18 protein-coding genes are annotated in these 20,177 nt (G+C 73.2%); 10 read left to right on the plus strand and 8 right to left on the minus strand.

Annotated elements, in window-relative coordinates:
• Nucleotides 1-12 precede the first annotated feature (12 nt).
• Nucleotides 13-3,606 (plus strand): cobaltochelatase subunit CobN, encoded by a 3,594-nt coding sequence (gene cobN / locus ASF35_RS00190; protein WP_055961078.1) that lies wholly within the window; start codon nt 13-15, stop codon nt 3,604-3,606.
• A complete protein-coding gene (gene cobF, locus ASF35_RS00195) occupies nt 3,603-4,337 on the plus strand; it encodes a precorrin-6A synthase (deacetylating) (RefSeq protein WP_055961081.1) in 735 nt (244 codons plus the stop codon). Before cobN ends, cobF begins: the two co-directional genes overlap by 4 nt.
• 46 nt (nt 4,338-4,383) lie before the next feature.
• Here cobF and ASF35_RS00200 read toward each other — a convergent pair whose 3' ends face one another.
• The gene (locus tag ASF35_RS00200; RefSeq protein ID WP_055961084.1) at nt 4,384-5,847 is read right to left on the minus strand and encodes an MFS transporter; all 1,464 of its coding nucleotides are present in this window, start codon (nt 5,845-5,847) and stop codon (nt 4,384-4,386) included.
• 101 nt (nt 5,848-5,948) lie between these two features.
• On the opposite strand from ASF35_RS00200, the gene ASF35_RS00205 reads away from it, so the two are divergent.
• Nucleotides 5,949-6,659 carry a TetR/AcrR family transcriptional regulator gene (locus ASF35_RS00205; protein WP_055961088.1) on the plus strand — a complete coding sequence of 237 codons (711 nt, stop codon included), beginning with the start codon at nt 5,949-5,951 and terminating at the stop codon, nt 6,657-6,659.
• Here the strand turns inward: ASF35_RS00205 and ASF35_RS00210 are convergent.
• A complete protein-coding gene (locus tag ASF35_RS00210) occupies nt 6,656-7,087 on the minus strand; it encodes an Rrf2 family transcriptional regulator (RefSeq protein ID WP_055961091.1) in 432 nt (143 codons plus the stop codon). The two genes, ASF35_RS00205 and ASF35_RS00210, sit on opposite strands and share 4 nt — an antisense overlap.
• Nucleotides 7,088-7,168: 81 nt before the next feature.
• On the opposite strand from ASF35_RS00210, the gene ASF35_RS00215 reads away from it, so the two are divergent.
• Nucleotides 7,169-8,008, plus strand: coding sequence for an NAD(P)H-binding protein (locus ASF35_RS00215; protein WP_055961094.1), 840 nt, complete (start codon nt 7,169-7,171; stop codon nt 8,006-8,008).
• A gap of 61 nt (nt 8,009-8,069) precedes the next feature.
• On the opposite strand, the gene ASF35_RS00220 is transcribed toward ASF35_RS00215, so the two are convergent.
• Both ASF35_RS00220 and ASF35_RS00225 read right to left on the minus strand, forming a co-directional pair.
• Nucleotides 8,070-8,651: a M23 family metallopeptidase gene (locus tag ASF35_RS00220; protein ID WP_055961097.1), complete on the minus strand. Its 582-nt coding sequence runs from the start codon at nt 8,649-8,651 to the stop codon at nt 8,070-8,072.
• A gap of 133 nt (nt 8,652-8,784) precedes the next feature.
• Complete coding sequence (locus ASF35_RS00225; protein WP_162239290.1) at nt 8,785-11,802, minus strand: BTAD domain-containing putative transcriptional regulator; 3,018 nt, start codon at nt 11,800-11,802, stop codon at nt 8,785-8,787.
• Between the two features lie 125 nt (nt 11,803-11,927).
• On the opposite strand from ASF35_RS00225, the gene ASF35_RS00230 reads away from it, so the two are divergent.
• Nucleotides 11,928-12,506, plus strand: a complete 579-nt coding sequence (locus ASF35_RS00230; protein WP_055961103.1) for a TetR/AcrR family transcriptional regulator — start codon at nt 11,928-11,930, stop codon at nt 12,504-12,506.
• Between the two features lie 91 nt (nt 12,507-12,597).
• On the opposite strand, the gene ASF35_RS00235 is transcribed toward ASF35_RS00230, so the two are convergent.
• Nucleotides 12,598-13,233 (minus strand): hypothetical protein, encoded by a 636-nt coding sequence (locus ASF35_RS00235; protein ID WP_156367904.1) that lies wholly within the window; start codon nt 13,231-13,233, stop codon nt 12,598-12,600.
• 76 nt (nt 13,234-13,309) lie between these two features.
• On the opposite strand from ASF35_RS00235, the gene ASF35_RS00240 reads away from it, so the two are divergent.
• On the plus strand, nt 13,310-13,984 hold the full coding sequence (locus ASF35_RS00240; RefSeq protein WP_055961108.1) for a TetR/AcrR family transcriptional regulator: 675 nt from the start codon (nt 13,310-13,312) through the stop codon (nt 13,982-13,984).
• Here ASF35_RS00240 and ASF35_RS00245 read toward each other — a convergent pair.
• Genes ASF35_RS00245 through ASF35_RS00255 form a run of 3 tightly spaced genes read right to left on the minus strand, consistent with a single transcriptional unit; the run spans nt 13,956 to nt 16,654 of the window.
• On the minus strand, nt 13,956-14,738 hold the full coding sequence (locus tag ASF35_RS00245; protein WP_055961111.1) for an enoyl-CoA hydratase/isomerase family protein: 783 nt from the start codon (nt 14,736-14,738) through the stop codon (nt 13,956-13,958). The genes ASF35_RS00240 and ASF35_RS00245 overlap by 29 nt on opposite strands.
• Nucleotides 14,735-15,496, minus strand: coding sequence for an SDR family NAD(P)-dependent oxidoreductase (locus ASF35_RS00250; protein WP_055961114.1), 762 nt, complete (start codon nt 15,494-15,496; stop codon nt 14,735-14,737). Before ASF35_RS00250 ends, ASF35_RS00245 begins: the two co-directional genes overlap by 4 nt.
• Nucleotides 15,497-15,514: 18 nt before the next feature.
• Nucleotides 15,515-16,654 carry an acyl-CoA dehydrogenase family protein gene (locus ASF35_RS00255; protein WP_055965965.1) on the minus strand — a complete coding sequence of 380 codons (1,140 nt, stop codon included), beginning with the start codon at nt 16,652-16,654 and terminating at the stop codon, nt 15,515-15,517.
• Between the two features lie 128 nt (nt 16,655-16,782).
• Here ASF35_RS00255 and ASF35_RS00260 point away from each other — a divergent pair, with 128 nt between their 5' ends.
• The 4 genes from ASF35_RS00260 to ASF35_RS00275 are packed head-to-tail and all read left to right on the plus strand — an operon-like array spanning nt 16,783 to nt 20,175.
• Nucleotides 16,783-17,769, plus strand: coding sequence for a GGDEF domain-containing protein (locus ASF35_RS00260; protein ID WP_055961117.1), 987 nt, complete (start codon nt 16,783-16,785; stop codon nt 17,767-17,769).
• A 9-nt stretch (nt 17,770-17,778) separates the two neighbouring features.
• Complete coding sequence (locus ASF35_RS00265; protein WP_055961120.1) at nt 17,779-18,489, plus strand: lysoplasmalogenase family protein; 711 nt, start codon at nt 17,779-17,781, stop codon at nt 18,487-18,489.
• Nucleotide 18,490: 1 nt separating this feature from the next.
• Nucleotides 18,491-19,291 carry a 1-acyl-sn-glycerol-3-phosphate acyltransferase gene (locus ASF35_RS00270; protein WP_055961122.1) on the plus strand — a complete coding sequence of 267 codons (801 nt, stop codon included), beginning with the start codon at nt 18,491-18,493 and terminating at the stop codon, nt 19,289-19,291.
• A 32-nt stretch (nt 19,292-19,323) separates the two neighbouring features.
• Complete coding sequence (locus ASF35_RS00275; RefSeq protein WP_055961125.1) at nt 19,324-20,175, plus strand: alpha/beta fold hydrolase; 852 nt, start codon at nt 19,324-19,326, stop codon at nt 20,173-20,175.
• Nucleotides 20,176-20,177: the final 2 nt, after the last annotated feature.

The following is a 20,177-nucleotide window of genomic DNA, read 5'->3' on the forward strand; positions in this document are numbered from 1 at the left end:
GGAGGAACCCTGATGACGCGTATCGCGCTGCTCTCGACGTCCGACACCGACCTGCTCTCGGCCCGCGCGAGCGGCGCCGACTACGTCTACGCCAACCCGGCGAAGCCCGGCCACCAGGACATGGCCGCCGCGATCGAGGCGGCCGACCTCGTGGTCGCGCGCATCCTCGGCTCGCCGCAGGACCTCTGCTCGGGCTTCGCGCGCATCCGCGCCACGGGCAAGCCGATGGTGGTGCTCGGCGGCGAGCAGTCGCCCAGCGCCGAGCTGATGGAGCAGTCGACCGTCCCGATCGGCGTCTGCGCCGACGCCCACGTGTACCTCGCGGAGGGCGGCCCCGAGAACCTCGCCCAGCTGCACGCCTTCCTCTCCGACACCGTGATGCTGACCGGCGAGGGGTTCGAGCCCCCGAAGGTCCTGCCGGAATGGGGTCTTGCTCCTCGCCCGCAGGGCGACGACGAGACGGGCAAGGCCAGGATCGGCGTGCTGTACTACCGCGCCCACGAGGCCAGCGGCAACGCCGGCTTCGCGCACGCGTTGGCCGACGCGATCGACGACACCGGCGACGCCGTCGGCGTCCCGATCTTCAGCTCGTCGCTGCGCGCCGCCCCCGACGCGCTGTTCGAGGAGATGGCGAACCTCGACGCCCTCATCGTCACGGTGCTCGCGGCCGGCGGCACGAAGCCGGGCACCGTCAGCGCCGGCGGCGACGACGAGTCGTGGGACGTCGCGCGTCTCAAGGCCCTCGACATCCCGATCCTCCAGGGCCTCAGCCTCACCTCGAGCCGCGCCGAGTGGGAGGCCTCCGACGACGGCGTCTCGCCGCTCGACTCGGCCAACCAGATCGCGATCCCGGAGTTCGACGGTCGGATCATCACCGCCCCGTTCTCCTTCAAGGAGGTCGACGAGGACGGTCTCCCCCGCTACGTGGCCGACCCCGAGCGCAGCGCGCGCGTGGCCGGCATCGCCGCCGCCCACGCCCGCCTGCGCCACACCCCGCCGGCCGAGCGCAAGGTCGTGCTCATGCTGTCGGCCTACCCGACGAAGCACAGCCGGGTGGGCAACGCCGTCGGCCTCGACACCCCCGCCTCCACCATCCGGCTGCTGCGCGCGATGCGCGACGCCGGCTACGACCTCGGCGAGCCCGGACAGATCCCCGGTCTGGAGCTCGACGACCTCACCGAGGCCGGCGACGCCCTCATCCACGCGCTCATCGACGCCGGCGGCCAGGACGAGGAGTGGCTCACGCACACCCAGCTCACCGAGAGCCACGTGCGCATCCCCGCCGCCCGGTACCGCGAGTGGTTCGACGGCTTCCACCCCGACCTGCGCGACGGCATGCTCGAGGCGTGGGGCCCGGCACCGGGCAAGCTGTTCGTCAACGGTGAGCAGGAGATCGTGCTCGCCACGATCCGCGCCGGCAACGTCGTGCTGATGATCCAGCCGCCCCGCGGCTACGGCGAGAACCCGGTCGCGATCTACCACGACCCCGACATGGCGCCCTCGCACCACTACCTCGCCGCGTACCGCTGGGTCGAGGAGGAGCTCGGGGCGCACGCCGTCGTGCACCTCGGCAAGCACGGCTCGATGGAGTGGCTGCCGGGCAAGAACGCGGCGCTGTCGGCGTCGTGCGGCACCGATGCCGCGATCGGCAACCTGCCCCTGATCTACCCGTTCCTCGTCAACGACCCGGGCGAGGGCGCGCAGGCCAAGCGTCGCGCCCACGCCACGATCGTCGACCACCTCATCCCGCCGATGGCGCGGGCCGAGAGCTACGGCGACATCGCCAAGCTGGAGCAGCTGCTCGACGAGTACGCCAACATCGCCGCGATGGACCCGGCCAAGCTGCCGGCCATCCGCTCGCAGATCTGGACGCACATGCGCGCGGCCGAGATGCACCGCGACCTCGGCCTGGACGACATCCCGGACGAGGACGACTTCGACGACTTCATCTTCAACGTCGACGGCTGGCTCTGCGAGATCAAGGACGCCCAGATCCGCGACGGCCTGCACGTCCTCGGTCAGGCTCCGGCGGGCGAGGCGCGCGTGAACCTCGTGCTCTCGATCCTGCGCGCCAGCCAGATCTGGGGCGGCGAGACCGGGGCCGTGCCCGGCCTGCGGTCGGCCCTGGGGCTCAAGGAGGGGGAGGACGCCCTGCGCGCCATCGACGAGATCGAGCAGCAGGCGCACGCCCTGGTGCAGGGCATGGAGGAGGCCGGTTGGGACCCCTCCGCCGTCGACGGCCTGCACGACGACCCCGTCGTCCGCGACGTCCTGCACTTCGCCGCCACGCAGGTGGTCCCGCGCCTCGCGCAGACCACCGACGAGCTCGACCACGTGCTGCACGCGCTCGACGGCGGCTTCATCCCCGCCGGTCCGTCCGGCTCCCCGCTGCGCGGACTCGTCAACGTGCTGCCGACCGGTCGCAACTTCTACACCGTCGACCCGAAGGCCGTCCCGTCGCGACTGGCCTGGGAGACCGGCCGCTCGATGGCCGAGTCGCTCGTGGAGCGGCACCTCGCCGACACCGACGAGTACCCGCGCTCCGTGGGCCTGTCGGTCTGGGGCACGTCGGCCATGCGCACGTCGGGCGACGACATCGCCGAGGTGCTGGCCCTCATCGGCGTCGAGCCCGAGTGGGACCCGGCCTCGCGCCGGGTCAACGGCCTGCGCGTCGTCCCGCTGGAGGAGCTGGGTCGTCCGCGCATCGACGTCACGGTCCGCATCTCCGGCTTCTTCCGCGACGCGTTCCCGCACGTCATCGGCATCCTCGACGACGCCATCCGCCAGGTGGCCGAGCTCGACGAGCCGCTCGAGCAGAACTTCGTGCGTGCCCACGCCCAGGCCGACCTCGCCGAGCACGGCGACGAGCGTCGGGCCACGACCCGGATCTACGGCTCGAAGCCGGGCTCCTACGGTGCCGGGATCCTGCAGGTCATCGAGGCCGGCAACTGGAAGACCGACGACGACCTCGCCGAGGTCTACACGGCGTGGGGCGGCTTCGCCTACGGACGCGACCTCGACGGCGCCCCGGCCTCGGAGGACATGCGCGCCAACTACCGCCGCATCGCGGTGGCGGCGAAGAACATCGACACCCGCGAGCACGACATCGCGGACTCCGACGACTACTTCCAGTACCACGGCGGCATGATCGCGACGGTCCGCGCGCTGACCGGCGCCGAGCCGAAGGCGTACGTCGGCGACTCGACGTCGCCCGACGCGGTGCGCACGCGCACGCTGCAGGAGGAGACCAACCGGGTGTTCCGCGCCCGCGTGGTCAACCCGCGCTGGATCGGCGCGATGCAGCGGCACGGCTACAAGGGTGCGTTCGAGCTGGCCGCCACGGTGGACTACCTGTTCGGCTTCGACGCCACCGCCGGCGTCGTGCACGACTGGATGTACGAGTCGCTCGCCAAGGAGTACGTCCTCGACGAGACCAACCAGGAGTTCATGCGGAAGTCGAACCCCTGGGCGCTGCGCGGCATCGTCGAGCGACTGGGCGAGGCGGCCGAGCGCGGCCTCTGGGCCGAGCCCGACCCCGAGGTCGTCGCCGCGATGCAGCAGGTCTACCTCGACCTCGAGGGAGACCTCGAGGACCGCCACGCGTGACGCGGCGAGTGACCCTGGTCGGGATCGGTCTCGGCCACCCCGACCACCTGACCGTCGAGGCGGTCGCGGCGCTGCGGTCGGCGTCGGTCGCGCTGGTGACGGTGAAGCGGGCCGGTGACCCGCTCGCCGCCGCGCGCCGGGAGCTGCTGGCCCACCACGCGCCCGACCTGCGGGTGGTCGAGGTCGTCGATCCACCGCGGGACAGGACAGCCCTCGACTACGAGTCCGCGGTCGGCGACTGGCACGAGGCACGGGCCGAGGCCTGGGAGTCGGCGCTCATCGCACATCCGGGCGACGCCGTCCTGCTCGTGTGGGGCGACCCCGCCTTCTACGACTCGACGATCCGCGTGGTCGAACGCGTGCTTGCGCGCGACAACCTGACGTTCGACTGGGACGTGCTGCCCGGCATCTCCGCGCTGCAGCTGCTCGCCGCCCGGCACCGGATCGTGCTGCACGAGGTCGGGCAGCCGATCCACGTGACCACCGAGCGCCGGCTCCGCGAGGCCCTCGAGCAGGGGCAGGACAACGTCGTCGTCTTCCTGACGTCGGGAACCGACCTGAGCGGCCTCGACGACTGGCACGTCTGGTGGGGCGCGAACCTCGGATCGCCGTCCGAACGCCTCGTCTCCGGTGCCGTCAAGGACGTCGCGGCCGAGATCACCGCGGAGCGTGCCGCAGCGAAGGCCGAGGCCGGCTGGGTGATGGATCTCTTCCTGCTCCGCCAGCTCTGATCCATCAGTGCTGAGCGATCCTCGTCCACCGGCGCAGCGACCCCGGTCATGCGGTCGCCGGCTCCTCCTCGGTGGCTCGGGAGTCCGTCAACGTGCTCGCCCCGTAGGCCGCGATCCCGCCGGCCAGCACGGCGAGCACCAGGAAGACGACCCGCTCCCCGTCGAAGTACGACTGCACGAGCTCGGCGCCCCACGCCCCGGTCGGCAGGACCTGCACCACCAGGGCGGCGAGCAGCGTGCCGACGAGGGCGGTGCCGAGACTGGTGCCGACCTCCTGCGCGGTGTCGTTCAGCGCGGCGCCGAGCGAGGTGCGGTTGCCGGGCATGGCCCCGATGAGCGCGACGGCGCAGGTCATCATCACCGTGCGCAGGCCGACGAACATCACGACCATGCCGACGACGATCGCCAGGTAGCCGTGCTCCACGGCGAACGCCATCCACACGAGGCCGGCGGCGAGCAGGCCGGCACCCACGAGGCAGGCGATGCGGTGGCCGAGCCGCCGGACCATCACCTCGGTGAGCGGGTTGGACGCGAGCATGGTGGCGATCATCGGCAGGTTCGCCAGACCGGCGCGCACCGGGCTCCAGCCGTAGGCGTACTGGAAGTGCAGCACGAGCGCGAACAGGACGCCCGTCATCGCGACCGACGTGCCCACCTGGGCGATCGTCGCGCCCCGCACCGTGCCACGCGAGAAGATCCGCAGATCGAGCATCGGTGACGTGGTACGGCGCTCGTGCCGGACGAACGTGGCCGCGGCGGCGAGCGATCCCAGGACGCAGGCGAGGGTGACGGCCGAGAGCCAGCCGCGCTCCACCCCGCTCGTCAGGGCGTAGGCCCCGAGGCCGATGGTCATCACGCTGAGGAACGCGCCGGGCAGGTCGAGGGCGTCGTCGGTGAGGTCGTCGGGGTGGTCGGCCGAGACTCCGATCCGGACACCGATCCATGCGACGAGGGCGATGGGGGCGTTCACGGCCAGCAGCCACTCCCACCCGACGTGCTCGAGCGCGGAGCCGCCCAGCACCGGTCCGAGGACGAACCCGGCCATGCCGACCATCATCATGAGCGGGAACGCGCGCCGCCGCAGGTCCTCGTCGTCGAACAGCCGGAACACGAGCGAGTTGGTGATCGGCGCCATCGCGGCGGCGCACAGGCCGAGCGCGGCACGCAGGGCGATCAGCTCGGCCGTCGACTCGACGAGCAGGGCGCCGAGGCTGATGGTGCCGAAGGCGACGAGGCCGACGAGCAGGACGCGGCGTCGACCGAAGCGGTCGGCCACCGAGCCCGCGGTGAGCATGAGCCCGCCGAAGGTGAGCGCGTAGGCGCCGGTGACCCACTGCAGGGACGTGGTGGTGCCGTGCAGGTCGCGGCCGATCGTGGGCAGCGCGATCGACAGCAGCGTGTTGTCGACCATCTCGACGAAGAAGGCGAGACAGAGGGCGGTCAGGGGTATCCAGGCGGCACGCAGCGAGGTGTAGGTGCGGGTCGTCGGGGACGCGGTGTCGTGGCTCATGGCGCACCTCCGGAGGCATCGAACGCCGTTCGGTTCTCGAACGACGTTCGATACGATAGAACAACGTTCGGTACGATGCAAGGCATGAGGAGACGCCGATCGTGACGCCGCCGCGCAACCGAGGTCCGGACGACCGCCTCAAGCAGCGCCGCCGCGCCTCGCACTCCATGGAGTCGGTCATGACCGAGGCCGTGCGACTGCTCGACGAGGCCGGCGACTCCGCCCTCACGTTCCGCGCCCTCGCCGCACGCATGGGCGGCGGCGTGGGCAGCATCTACTGGTACGTCTCTAGTCGCGACGAGCTGCTCGAGCGGGCCGCCGACTTCGTCCTCGAGGGCGTGCTCGAGGCCACCGAGGACTTCGTCGACGGCGACCCGATCGACGACCTGCGCAGCACGGCCATCGCGCTCTTCGAGGCCGTGGTCGACCGGCCGTGGCTCGGCGCCTACTTCATGCGCAACACCGGGTCCCAGCCCAACTCGCTCCGCTACTACGAGCGCGTGGGCCAGCAGGTCCTGCGGCTCGGACTGGGTCCCCTCGAGACCTTCAACGCGGCGTCGGCCGTGGTCGGCTACGTCGTCGGGATCGCCGCCGACCTCGGACAGCAGCCGCCCGAGGAGGTCATCGACGGCAGCACCACCCGCGCGGAGTACATGAGCCGCACGGTGGACGAGTGGAGAGGCCTCGATCCTGCGACGTGGCCGTTCCTCCACACGATCCTGGACGTGTTCGCCGACCACGACGACAGCGCACAGTTCGTCGCCGGCCTGGACCTCCTGCTCGCAGGCCTGCGCCTGCAGGCGGGCGACTAGGCCGGGACGAGGTCGGCGACGCTCGTCCGCGCCAGGGTCTCCTCGGTGGCGCGCGCGACCGCCGCGTCGACGTCGTGCAGGCCGTCCTGGATGCTGCGTCCGACGGGGCACCTCGGACTCGGCAGGTGGATCGCCAGCACCGGCTCGTCCCCGCGCACGAGGCGCCACACGGTGTCGAGCGTGATCCGCTCGGGCTCCACGAGCAGGCGCCAACCGCCGTGGGCGCCGGGCGTGGACGCCAGGATGCCGGCCTCCCTCAGGGGAGCGAGCACACGTCGCACGTGCACGGGCGTCACCTGCGTGCTGGCCGCGAGCTCCGTCGCACCCACGGTGCGAGGATGCGGCGACGACGGCCCCGCCCCGCTTCCTGCGAGGTAGGTGAGGACGTGCACGGCCACGGCGAACTGGGTGCTCTGCGGGCTGGCCATGCCCCCATGATGCCATACCGCCACCAGTGTGGTTATAGTTGTGACCAACAGCAACCAGACTGATGACAGTAAGGAACCTTCATGACCACCTACGGCATCACCGGCGCGACCGGACAGCTCGGCTCGCTCGCTGCGGAGCTCCTCCTCCAGAAGGTCGCCCCCGCCGACGTCGTCCTCCTCAGCCGCTCCCCCGAGAAGATCGCCGCCGCAGGCGCCACCACCCGCGCGGCCGACTTCGACAGCCCCGAGGGCCTCGTGGAGGCGTTCACCGGCATCGATGAGCTCCTCCTCGTCTCCACCGACGTCGTCGGCTCCCGACTGGAGGGCCAGCGCGCCGCCGTGGAGGCCGCCACGAAGGCCGGCGTCCGCCGCGTGCTCTACACGTCCGTGCCCGACCCGAGCGAGGACAACCCCGCGCTCGTGACGCCCGACCACCTCGGCACCGAGCAGGCACTGCGTGACAGCGGCCTGCGCTGGACCTTCCTGCGCAACAACCTCTACGCCGACATGCAGTCCGACGTGGTGGCGCAGGCCGCGGCGTCCGGCACCTACGTGACCAACACGGGCGAGGCCGGCGCCGCGTACGTGACGAGGGCCGACTGCGCGGCCGCCGCAGTGGGCGCCCTCCTGAGCACCGACGTCGACGACACGGCACTCGATGTCACGGGACCCACGTCGGTGACGGCCGCCGACATCGCCGCCCTCGCCGCCGAGCGCCGGGGTGAGCCGGTCCAGGTCGTCCAGGTCGACGACGCCGCCTACGTCGCAGGACTGGAGCAGGCCGGACTGCCCACCTTCGTGGCCGAGCTCCTCGCCTCGTTCGGCACCGCCATCCGCGAGGGTCGCCTCGCCGAGGTCACCTCCGCGGTGGAGGACCTCACCGGACGGCCCGCGACGCCGCTGGCGGCCGCGCTGGCCTGAGCGCCCGCACGACGACGTCGGGGCCCGCTGCGGTGCGGACCCCGACGTCGTGCCACCCCGATCAGCAGGGGCGGGTGAAGCTCGGCCCGGGCGTGGCCGGGTACGTGGCGGCGCGACCACCCATGACCGCCCGCTGCACCGCACCGTTGAGCTTCTGCTCGTAGTGCAGGTGGGAGGTGAAGTCCCCGCCGGAGCTGCCCACCTTGCCCACCTGCGTGGTCGCCGTCACCCGCTGACCCTCCGAGACGTTGATGCTGCCCTCCTGCAGGTGCGCGTAGAGCGTCGACCAGCCGCCGCCGTGGGAGATCTCGACGTAGTGGCCGTAGCTGGTCGTCAGCCGACGCACCTTCGTCACGGTGCCGGCCGCGCTCGCCACCGCGGGCAGTCCGAGGTCGTCGTTGCCACCACCACGGTTGAAGTCGATCGCGTACCTCGACGGGCTGTGCCCGTCGCGGGTGTCGGCTCGCCAGGTCTGGCCGCAGCGGAACGGCACCTTGAAGGCCGGACGGGCCTGAGCCGACGCCTCGGCCTCCGTCGAGACCGTGGAGGCGGTGGCCGTTCCGGTGGCCAGTGATCCGGCGAGCAGGGCGGCCGAGGCCATCGAGCTGGCCGCGGCGGCCACGAGGGTGCGTCGTGTGTTCATGGGTCCTCCGATGTCGGGGCGCAGCCTCTGCCGCGCCAACCCCACCAGGCTGTCGACCGGCGCTGCGATCCTGCTCCGCGTCGTTCGCAGCGTCCTCGCAGCGGCGTCCGCGACGATCGAGGACGTGGACGACCTAGGAGGAGCCGGACGGGACCGCACGAGGGGTCGGTCCCGTGGGATCCACCCGTGAACGGTGCAGGCGCGCCGCGGCGCGCGCCTCACGCTCGCGCCGCGACGCCTCCCCGGCGTCGTCGGGTCTGCCCATCAGCTCCAGCAGCACGGCGAGGTCGCGCAGCGACGCAGCGGCGCTGAGCGTCCGGCCGAGGGCGGTGAGCTCCTCCACGCTGGCCACCAGCTCGGACTCGGCCTCCTCGAGGCGGCCGAGCAGGCGCAGCGCGCCGGCGAGCGAGCGGCGCGACCGGGCCGCCAGGAAGGCGTCGCGAGCACGCCGGGCCCACGCCCGCGCCTCCTGCGCCCGCTCGAACGCCTCCGTCGCCTGGCCGTGGGCGACGGCGACCTCGGCGCGGGCGTCGACGACGTAGCCGTGGACGTGGTCGTCGACCCCGCCGTCGAAGAGCTCCAGCGCCTCGACGATCAGCGCCTCGGCGGCGTCGATCGAGCCCCGCCGCCGGCAGGTGCGCGACAGCTCGAGAGTGGCCTGGCGGAACGCGCCGCGCGCCGCGGTGGCGGCCAGGAGCTCGCGGGCGCGGGTGAAGGCACCCGCTGCGGCGTCGAGCTCGTCGTAGTCGTGGTGGACGGTGCCACGCATGATCTCGACCCAGCCCGCGAGCACCGCGTCGTCGAGGTGGTCCAGCGACTCGTCGGCCCCGGCGAGGTCGGCCTCCGCCAGGTCGCGCCGACCCACGGAGAGCGCCGACGACGCCGCCACGACGGCTGCGGCGGTCGCAGGTGCGTGCGCCCCCTGCTCGACGAGCCGCCGACGTGCGGCGTCGGCGAGTGCCCGCGCCGGCTCCGAGGAGGAGGCCCGGGACTGCAGGTGCCACGCACGGCACAGGTCGAGGTGGGCCGCACCGAGTCGACGGTCGCCGTCCATGGCGTCGAGGTGCTTCTCGACCACGTCGAGGGCGTCGAGCCAGTCGCCCTCGGACGGCGACACGTGGTGCGCCGGGGCCGTGATCGCCAGCAGCCTCCACGCGAGGTCGGCCCGCACCGGCGCGAGCGTCCTCGCGAGGGTCCGCGCCGTGGCGTTCTCCGTCGCGAAGAACGCCACGGCCGACTCGCGCTCCTGGAGGGCCGGCGTGCCCCGCCGAGGACCGTCGCCGACGGCCCGACCCGGTGCCGGCGGGACGGGGACGAGCTGGGTCGGATGGTCCCGGTACGGCACCACCGCACGCGCCAGCAGCTGCTCGGCGACGAGTGCCACGTCGGCCACGTCGACATCGTCGTCGTGCGAGCCCACGAGGAACCGGGCCACGACGTCGTGGAGCCGGAACTGGGGGGTCTGGCCGCTGCGGCGCACCGGCTCCACGAGGTGCGCCGCGCACAGCGCGTCGATCGCGTGCTCCCCTGCCGCGTCGTCGCCGAGCAGCGCGCCAGGGACCCAGGCGCTGAAGGTCGCCACCGGCAGTCGCGCGACCCGTCGGGCCACCTCCTGCACGCTCTCGGGCACGCGCTCCCACACGTCGGAGAGGCTCATCGCCAGTGCGGCGGCCACGTCGTCGGTGCCCAGTCCCCCGGACGACAGCCGTTCGGCCAGGCGTGAGAGCCCCACGTCCGGACGCTGCCGCGCGCGTCCGGCGGCGAGGCGCAGCGCGAGCGGCATGCCGCCCAGCGTGGAGACGAGCCGGTCGGCGCCGTCATGGTCCGCACGGACCCGGTCGTCCCCCAGCACCCCGGCCAGGAGCGCTCGGCCGGAGGTGCCGGACAGCGGCCCCACCTGCACGTGGAGGTCCGGCTGCAACCAGGCGAGGTCGTAGCGCGAGCACACGATCGCCATCGACCCCGGCGACGCCGGAAGCAGGAGCGACAGCTCGCTCGACGTCGCCCCGGCGTGTGCGTCGACGCCGTCGAGCACCACGAGGACGCGCCGCTCGTCGAGCAGCGACCGGTAGAGGGCGGCCCGTTCGGCGGTGCCGCCAGGGACGGCGTCGGGGTGCACCCCGAGCAGGCGCAGGAAGGTGGCGAGGACCGCACCGACCTCGAGCGCGGGCGCGCTGCCGGCCTCGAGGTGCAGAGAGCCGTCCGGGAAGTCGTCGCGCAGGCGCTGGCCGACCTCCACGGCCAGCGCGCTCTTGCCCATGCCGGCCAGACCGGTGAGGTGGACGACGAGGGGCGCGTCGTCGACCTGGGCGACGGCCCCGACGATGCGGTCGATCTCCTCGTCTCGACCGACGAAGCCGGGCGCCCGCCGCGGCAGGGTGCGCGGGACGTGGGCGACCCGACCGGCCGGCGCGGGCACCTGAGGCCCCCGCAGCACCTCGGCGTGCGCCTCCCGGAGCCGCGCGGAGGGCTCGACCCCGAGCTCGCTGTCGAGCCGGTCGTAGGCCTCGCGGTAGACCCCGAGAGCACGCTCCTGCTGCCCCGTCGACGCCAGGACGAGCACGTACTGGGCGAGCAACGCCTCGTGGAACGGGTGCCGGGCCGTCAGCGTGGCGAGGTCGGCGACCACCTGGTCGGCGCGGCCCAGCGCGAGCGCGGCGGCGGCGTGCTCCTCCCACAGGGCGAGCCGCTCGGCGTCGAGCCGGGACCGCTCGATCTCGACGGCGGCCGTGGACGGCACGTCCTGCAACGACTCGTCACCCAGGAGCGTCGACGCCTCGCGGAAGGACCGCAGGCAGGCCGGGTCCGCGACCGCCGCCAGCTCACGGGCGCGGTCCCGCAGCACCGCCAGCCGCTCGACGTCGACCTGCACGTCGGGGACGAGGCGGTACCCGCCCGGCGTGGTCTCGATCACCGGGGCAGAGCACTTGCGTCGGATCCCCGAGATCAACGCCTGCACGCGGTTCGGCGCCGACGCCGGCGGGTCCTCGCCGTACAGCCACGTCAGCAGGGAGGCGGCGGTGGCCGACCTCGTCAGGGCGATGCGCGCCAGGACCGCTCGCTCGAGACCGGACAGCCGGACGGGTTCGTCGTCGACGTGCAGGACAACGGTCGCGAGCACGGCCACCTCGACCCGACGCCCCCGTGTCACGCTGCCGACAGTAGTGCCTGTCCCGGGACCCGGCAGACCTCGCCCGGGCCGTCGTCCAGTCGGTGGACACGACGCTCCCAGTACCGACACAGCCCCTGTGGTACTGCGCCGGGTATCCTGGTGCGATGGTCCGTCCGACGAGCGTCGCCGCCCGCGACGACGCACGCCGCGGCGCCCTCCTCGACGAGCTCATCCCACTGTTCCACGCCGAGGGCTTCCTGGCCTTCAGCCTCGAGGACCTCGCCCGCCGTCTCGGCTGCTCCAAGTCCACGCTCTACGTGGTCGCCGCGAGCAAGGAGCAGATCATCCAGGCGACCGTGCGCGAGTCGTTCCGCCGCTCCACCGAGGCGGTCGAGCGTCGCGTGGCCGCCGAGCCCGACACCGGCCGGCGCATCAGCGTGTACCTCGACGCGATCGCCGAGGAGCTCGCCCCCGCCGGTCCCACCTACTTCGCCGACCTCGACGCCTACGAGCCCGCCCGCGACGTCTACCGCACCAACGTGCGCCTGGCGGCACAGCGGGTCAAGGAGCTCGTCGAGGCCTCGGGGCGGCGACGCCTCGACCCACGCTTCGTCGGCGCGGTCGCCGGGCTCGTGCTGGAGGCGATCCACCGCGGTGCCGTGGAGGCCGACACGGGCCTCGACGACGCGGCCGCCTTCCATCAGCTGGCCGTGCTGGTCGACCACGCCACCCGCTCCGACTGACCGCTCGTCCCCGCGTTTCGGACACTTCCGGGGCACCTCGACGCCCCGAACCGCCCCGGAAGTGTCCGAAACGGGGAGACGAGCCGGGTCGTCAGCGGACGCCGGTGAGGTCCGGGAGCAGGACGGGGCCGGTCTTGCGGTCGAGGTTGGCCGCGTGCTGCTCGATGCGGCCGATCGAGGCGACCAGCTGGTCGACGACGTCCACGAGCGACGCGATGGCCGTCGCCGCCGTGGTGAGCTGCTCGAGCTGGCCGGGGAGCGGCTCGGCCGACGCCGCGAGGGAGTCGAGCGGCTCACCGAGCGCCTCGAGCTTGCCCAGCTGCGTCTCCAGGCCGTCGAGCCGCTCCTGCAGCGCGCGGATGTCGGTGCCGACGGCGGCCAACGGTTCGGCCGCGGCGACGACGCCGTCGGCGGCGGACCCGAGGGAGCGTGCGACCCCGAGCAGCTCGGTGAGCTGCTCCCCGACCTCCGGCAGCACCGCCACGGCCTCGAGCACCGGGGGCACCACCTTCTCGACGTTGCCGTCGATGCGCTCCACCTGGTCGAGGGTCGTCGGCGACCGCTCGGCCGACTCGGTGATCTGGGGCAGCGCCGCGCCGGCAGCCGCGAGCCGCGGAAGGTAGGGCAGCAGGACGACCAGGCCGATCGCGATCATCGTCAGCACCGCGATGATCTGCACGGCGATGACGCGGGCGGCCCAGGTGGGCATGGCGGCGAGAGGGGACACGACGACCTCCGGGAGAGTGACTGCTACAGAACGTAACAGTTACACGTCGTCACAGCATCGCGAATAGGGTGTGTCCATGACCACGCCACCCGTCCCGCCCGACGGCCGCGCGAGCCGCTGGGTCGGGCACCGGGAGCGCCGGCGCGAGGAGATCACCGGGACGGCGATCGAGGTGCTTGATCGCGAGGGCCCCGACGCCCCCGTGGAGTCCATCGCCCGCGCCTGCGGCGTGACGCGGCAGGTGCTCTACCGCCAGTTCGAGAACCGGCACGACCTCGACGTCGCGATCGCCGACCGCGTGGTGTCGATGCTGCTCGAGCACGTGATCGCCCGCATGACCGCGGACCACGGCATCGAGGCGGGCCTGCGGGGGACGCTCGACGCCTACCTCGACTTCGTCCTCGAGCACCGCCCGCTCTACGACTTCGTGCGCGCGCTCCCGTCGGCTCCCGGGTCCGGCAGCCCGGTCGATCGCATCACCGACGTGGTCGTCACCGTCGTGGCGTCCATCGCCGGCGAGCTCCTCGGTCCCGACGCCTCCGGCCGGCTGCCCCTGCGCGACGTCTACGCCACCGGGCTCGTGGGACTCGCCGACGCTGTCGTGTCGCGCTGGCTCGCCGACCCGGGCGCGCGCTCCCGCGAGGACCTGGTCGACGCCCTGGTCGACGTGCTCCAGCTGTGCATCGAGCCCGTGCTCGGCGGGGCCGCCGCCGGCGGGGTCGTCAGCGACGGGGTGACAGGAACCGCGTGATCAGCGCAGCGCTCTCGGGCTCGGCCACCGAGGCCGCGATGGTGCGCGCCTCAACGTCGAGCCGGTCCGACAGCCCGGTGTCGTAGGAGCTGCGCAGCAGGCGTCGCGCCCGGCCGAACGCCGCGGCCGGACCGTCGGCCAGACGTCGAGCGAGCGCGTGCGCCTCGTCGGCCACCGCCTCGTCCTCCACGACGCGCCCGACGATGCCCCACTCCTGGGCCTCGTCGGCCGAGAGCCGACGCGGCGTGAGGGTGAGCTCGAGCGCACGCTGGAGCCCGACCACCCGGGGCAGCAGCCAAGACTGCCCTCCGTCGGGCGTCAGGCCGACCGACGTGTAGGCGGTGACGAAGGACGCCGACCGACCGGCCACGACCAGGTCGCCGCCGAGCACGAGCGACAGGCCCGCGCCCGCCGCAGCGCCGTGCACGCCGACGACCACCGGCTTGTCGAGGCCGTCGAGCAGACGCACCCCCACGTGCAGAGCGTCGGCCAGCTCCTGCAGGTACGCCGACCGGTCGGGCGCCGCGTCCATGGCGCCGAGGTCGCCCCCGGCGCAGAACATGCGGCCCCGACCGGTGAGCAGCACGACACGCACGGTGTCGTCGTCGCTCACCTGCTGCAGCGCGCTCGTGAACGCCTCGGTCCACGGCAGGTCGATCGTGTTCGAGGCGTCGGGCCGGTTCAGCTCGACGTGCGCGACGCCGTCGGCGACGCTCAGCAGGACGGGGGCCCCACCGTCCACGGCCCCACTCATCGCGGCGCCATCCGCAGTGAGCCGTCCATGCGGATGGTCTCGCCGTTCAGGTAGTCGTGCTCCACGATCATGCGCACCAGCTGGGCGTACTCCTCGGGACGACCGAGTCGCTGCGGGAAGGGGACGCCCTTGGCCAGCGCCGCGCGGATGTCGTCGCCCACCGAGGCGAGCATGGGGGTGTCGATGATGCCGGGGGCGATGGTGTTGACGCGGATCCCGTACTGCGCGAGGTCGCGCGCGACCGGCAGGGTCATGCCCACGACGCCGCCCTTGCTGGCGGAGTAGGCGGCCTGCCCGATCTGGCCGTCGAAGGCCGCGATCGACGCGGTGTTCACCACCACGCCACGCTGGCCGTGCTCGAGGGGTTCGGTGGCGGCCATCGCCTCGGCGGCGACGGCCAGCACGGTGAACGACCCGACGAGGTTGACGTTGATCGTCCGCGCGAACGCGGCGAGGTCGTGGATGCCCTGACCGCCCTTGCCGAGCACGCGCCCGGCGGTGCCGATGCCGGCGCAGTTGACGGCCACGCGCAGCGGACCGTGCTCACCGGCGGCGGCCACGGCGTTGCGCACCTGGCCCTCGTCGGTCACGTCGGCCTCGACGTAGACAACGCCGTCCACGTCGGGCGCCTTCTCGATGGACTGCGCCAGGTCGATCGCGACGACGGTGGCGCCGGCGGCGGCCAGCTCGGCGGCGGTGGCCGCGCCGAGGCCCGAGGCACCGCCGGTGACGACGGCAGACGTTCCGGTGAGCTGCATGGGGGTGTCCTTCTCTCTCTACTTCAGGTGACGACTGATGACGAGCCGCTGGATCTGGTTGGTGCCCTCGAAGATCTGCATGACCTTGGTCTCGCGCATGTAGCGCTCGACCGGGAAGTCCTTCGTGTAGCCGGCGCCGCCAAGCACCTGGACGGCGTCGGTGGTGACCTTCATGGCGTTGTCGGTGGCCACGAGCTTGGCCACCGACGCCGCGCGACCGTAGGGACGGCCGGCGTCCTTGAGGCGGGCGGCGTGCAGGTAGGTGGCACGGGCCGAGTCGACGGCCGCGGCCATGTCGGCCAGCACGAACCCGAGGCCCTGGTGGTCGATGATCGCCTTCCCGAAGGTCTCGCGCTCCTTGGCGTACGCGACGGCGGCGTCGAGCGCGCCCTGGGCCACCCCGACGGCCACGGCGGCGATCCCGAGGCGTCCGGCGTCGAGCCCCGCCAGCGCGATCGCCAGCCCCTGGCCCTCCGCCCCGAGGCGTCGCTCGGCCGGCACGCGCACCCCGTCGAACAGCATCGTGGCGGTGGTGGAGCCCATGAGGCCCATCTTCTGCTCGGGGACGTCGGCCGTGAGGCCCTCGGCGTCGGCCGGGACGAGGAAGCAGGAGATGCCCCTCCCGCCGTCGTCGGAGGTGCGGGCCATGACCTTGTAGAAGTCGGCCTGCCCGCCGTGGGTGGTCCAGGCCTTGGCGCCGCTGATGACGTAGTCGTCCCCCTCACGCACGGCCTTCGTGCGCATGGCGGCGGGGTCGGAGCCGGCGTGGGCCTCCGACAGGCAGTAGGCACCGAGCAGCTCACCGCCCAGCATGTCGGGCATCCACCGCTGCTTCTGCTCGTCCGTGCCGGCCTCGAACAGCCCGAAGCACGAGAGGGCGTGCACGCTGACGCCGACGCCGACGCTGGCCCAGGCGGAGGCGATCTCCTCGACCACCTGCAGGTAGACCTCGTACGGCTGGGCGCCGCCCCCCAGCTCCTCCGGGTACGGCAGCCCGAGCAGGCCGGCGCGACCGAGGGTGGCGAACACGTCGCGCGGGAACGTGGCGGTGGCCTCCGCCTCGGCCACGCGCGGTCGCAGCTTGTCGTCGACGAGCTCGCGGGTCAGCGCGACGAGGTCGGCCGACTCCTCGGTCGGCATGAGGCGTTCGACGGGCATGACGGCCTTCCCCTCCATGGTCTGGACGAGCCCGAGCGTACCAGGGTGAGTACCGTCGCTCCCGTTCTGGTACCGGCCACGTTCCGGTTCGCACCTCACGGCCACCGGGACCCGGGCAGGATGGGTGCATGACCACCCTCGACCTCCCGCCCGAAGGTTCCGACACGTTCAGCGCCGTCGCGAACCGGGTCGTGGCGTACCTGCGGAAGCACACCCCCATCAGCGACTGGTCCGTCAACCGGGTCGTCGGGGGCGAGCAGGTCCACCTGCACGTCGGCGGCGAGAGCCTCATCGCCGTCGGCGACCGGCGCGACTGGGCCGACAGCTTCTGCCGGCGGGTCGTCGACCTGGGCGCCGACCCGGTCGTCGAGGACGTGACGACCCACCCGGACTACCGCGACCTCACGATCGGGGCCACGCGCAGCTACGCGAGCCAGCCCATCATCGACGCCGAGGGCGAGATGTTCGGCATGCTCTGCGGTCTCGGAGTCGAACCGCTCCAGCAGTCGGCCGACGTCGACGTCGAGCTCCTGGGCCTGCTGAGCCACCTGCTCGGCGCCCACGTGTCCCTGGCGCGCCGGCTCGAGAGCGGCGACCGCGCGCGGCGCTCCGCGGAGGCGCTGGCCCAGACCGATGCGCTCACCGGCCTGGTCAACCGACGCGGCTGGGACGCCCTGCTGGCCGACGCGGCCGTGCGCACGAGCGCGTACGGCGATCTCGCCGCCGTGGTCGTCGCCGACGTCGACGGTCTCAAGGCGGTCAACGACGACCTCGGCCACACCGAGGGAGACGCCGTCCTGCGACGAGTCGCCGCCGCCCTGACCGCGGCACGACGCGACGGGGAGACCGCAGCCCGGTACGGCGGCGACGAGTTCGCCGTGCTGGTCGAGGACGTGTCCCCACGGTCGCTCGGGGAGATGCTGCGGCGCTATCGCGCGTCCTTCGCGCAGCACGACGTGGAGGTCTCCGTGGGGTGGTCGCTCGTGTACCCCGGCGACGAACCGGCCGACGCCGCGTTCCGGCGGGCCGACGTCTCGATGTACGAGGACAAGCGTTCCCGCCGCGTCGAGAACGGGGTCACCGACGACCCGCGCGACCTCGCCCCCGCGGGGTAGCCTGCGCCGATGAGCCTGCTCGAGACCGCTCGTGCGCCGTGGCGCGCGGCCACCCCGTTCGTCGCGGCCTTCCTCGGGGTGCTCGTCGTGCACCTCGTGCTGCTGGCCGCCGACGTGACCCCCTGGGACAGCGTCACCAAGTGCCTGCTCGCCCCCGTCCTCGTCGCCTGGGTGCTGACCTCCCGCGGTCCACGCCTGCTCGCCCTGGCACTCCTGCTCTGCCTCGGGGGCGACCTCCTCCTCGAGCTCGACGACCTGTTCGTCGCCGGGATGGCCTCGTTCGCCGCGGCCCACGTGTGCTTCGTGACGCTCTTCGTGCGCGCCGGGGCCCTGCGGGTGCACCGGCCGTCCGCCGCGCTGGTCGCGCTGTACCTCGTGGCCGGCGTCGTGGTCGTCGCGTGGGCGTGGGGCGGACTCGCCGCCGACCTGCGCCCGGTGATCCCCGTCTACGCGGCGCTCCTGCTGGCCACGGCGGTGACCGCCTCGACCGTCGACCGACTGGCGGGGATCGGTGGCGGGCTGTTCCTGGTCTCCGACGGCATCATCGCCCTCGGCGAGGCCGGTCGGGTCGATCCCGGGTCGGCCGTGGTGTCGGTGCCGATCATGGCGCTCTACGGCGCGGCGATCCTGCTGCTGGCGGCCGGGGGCCTGCGCACCGGTCACGTCGCGCGCGCCACGGACTGCTTCCCGTCCGAGACCCCGTCCGCGCCGAACCCCTGACGTGGCACGTGGCACCGGCGGACACCACCGCACCGATCGCACCTACCGGGTCGTGAACCGGCTGGGCGCCGTCGTGCTGCGCCTGTGGGGCGTCCGACTGCGAGGACGCGGTCTGGAGAACCTCCCCGCAGCGGGTCCCGTGGTGCTGGCGAGCAACCACACCGGCTTCCTCGACTTCGTGCTGGTCGGCTGGGCCGCGCGCGAGCGTGGCCGCCTGGTCCGCTTCATGAGCAAGGCCTCGGTGTTCGAGCTGCCGCTGGTCGGCCGGGCCATGCGGGCCATGGGCCACGTCCCGGTGGAGCGCTGGGCCGGGGCGAGCGCCTACCGACGCGCCCGGCGTCTCGTGGCCGACGGCGAGGCGGTGGGCGTGTTCCCGGAGGCCACGATCAGCCGCTCGTTCCGGGTCAAGGCGCTCAAGCCGGGCGCGGCCGGGCTCGCCCTCCACGGGGCGCGCGTGACGGGCGCCCCGGTGCCGCTCGTGCCGTGCGTCGTGTGGGGCGGACACCGGCTGCTCACCGTCGACGGCCGACGCACCCTGCGCCGCGGCGTGGTGGTGGACGTGGTCGTGGGCGAGGCCCTGCTGCCCCTCGAGGGTGAGAGCGTCCACGACCTGACGATGCGCCTGAGGACCGCCCTCGAGGACCTGCTCGACGACGCCGTCGCGCACTACCCCCAGGAGCCAGCCTCGGACGCGGACCGCTGGTGGGTGCACGCCGACCGCGGCGGCACCGCGCCCGACGTCGCCACCGGCGCCGCGCTCGACGCGGCGGCGCTCCAGCGCATCGGCGCCCCGCCCTCCTGACCGGCGGCCCCGCCGTGCGTGAGGATGGGTGCATGACGTTCGACGAGACCGAGCCCGTCCCCGTCCGCGACCTGACGTTCGACGTGCGCACGACCGGCCCCGACTCCGGCGAGCCCGTGGTGCTGCTGCACGGCTTCCCCGCGACCTCCCTGACGTGGTCGGAGGTGGCACCGGTGCTCGCCGAGGCCGGCCTGCGCGTCGTCGCGCCGGACCAGCGGGGCTACTCCCCCCACGCTCGACCCGACGCGGTCGAGGCCTACACGACGGCTGCGCTCGCCCAGGACGTGGTCGACCTCGCCGACGCGCTCGGCCTCGAGACCTTCCACCTCGTCGGCCACGACTGGGGTGCGGCGGTGGCCTGGTACGTCGCCGCCCACCACGGACACCGGCTGCGGACCCTGACCACGTTCTCGGTCCCCCACCTGGCCGCCTACAACGCCGCCCTGCGCGGCGACGAGGAGGCGAAGGACAAGGCCTCCTACATCGGGCTCCTGCGCCAGGAGGGCAAGGCCGAGACCCTCCTGCTGGAGGACGACGCCCGACGTCTGCGGGCGATGTACCAGGGCGCGGTCCCGGACCAGCTCGTCGACGCCTACGTCGCGCAGCTGCAGGAGCCGGGCGCGCTCACCGCGGCGCTGGCCTGGTACCGCGCCATGACGTCCGACCTGGGCGACCTGCCCGACGTCGAGGTGCCCACCACCTACGTGTGGAGCACCGACGACCTGGCCATCGGCCGGTCCGGTGCCGACGCGTGCGGCGAGCACGTGACGGCCGACTACCGCTACACGGTGCTCGAGGGCACGTCGCACTGGATCCCCGAGGAGGAGCCGGCGGCCGCAGCCGCCGCGATCCTCGCCCGGGTCCGCGGCACCGTCGTGGCGTAGGC

It is taken from the genome of Aeromicrobium sp. Leaf291, assembly GCF_001423365.1.
Classification (GTDB): Bacteria; Actinomycetota; Actinomycetes; order Propionibacteriales; family Nocardioidaceae; genus Aeromicrobium.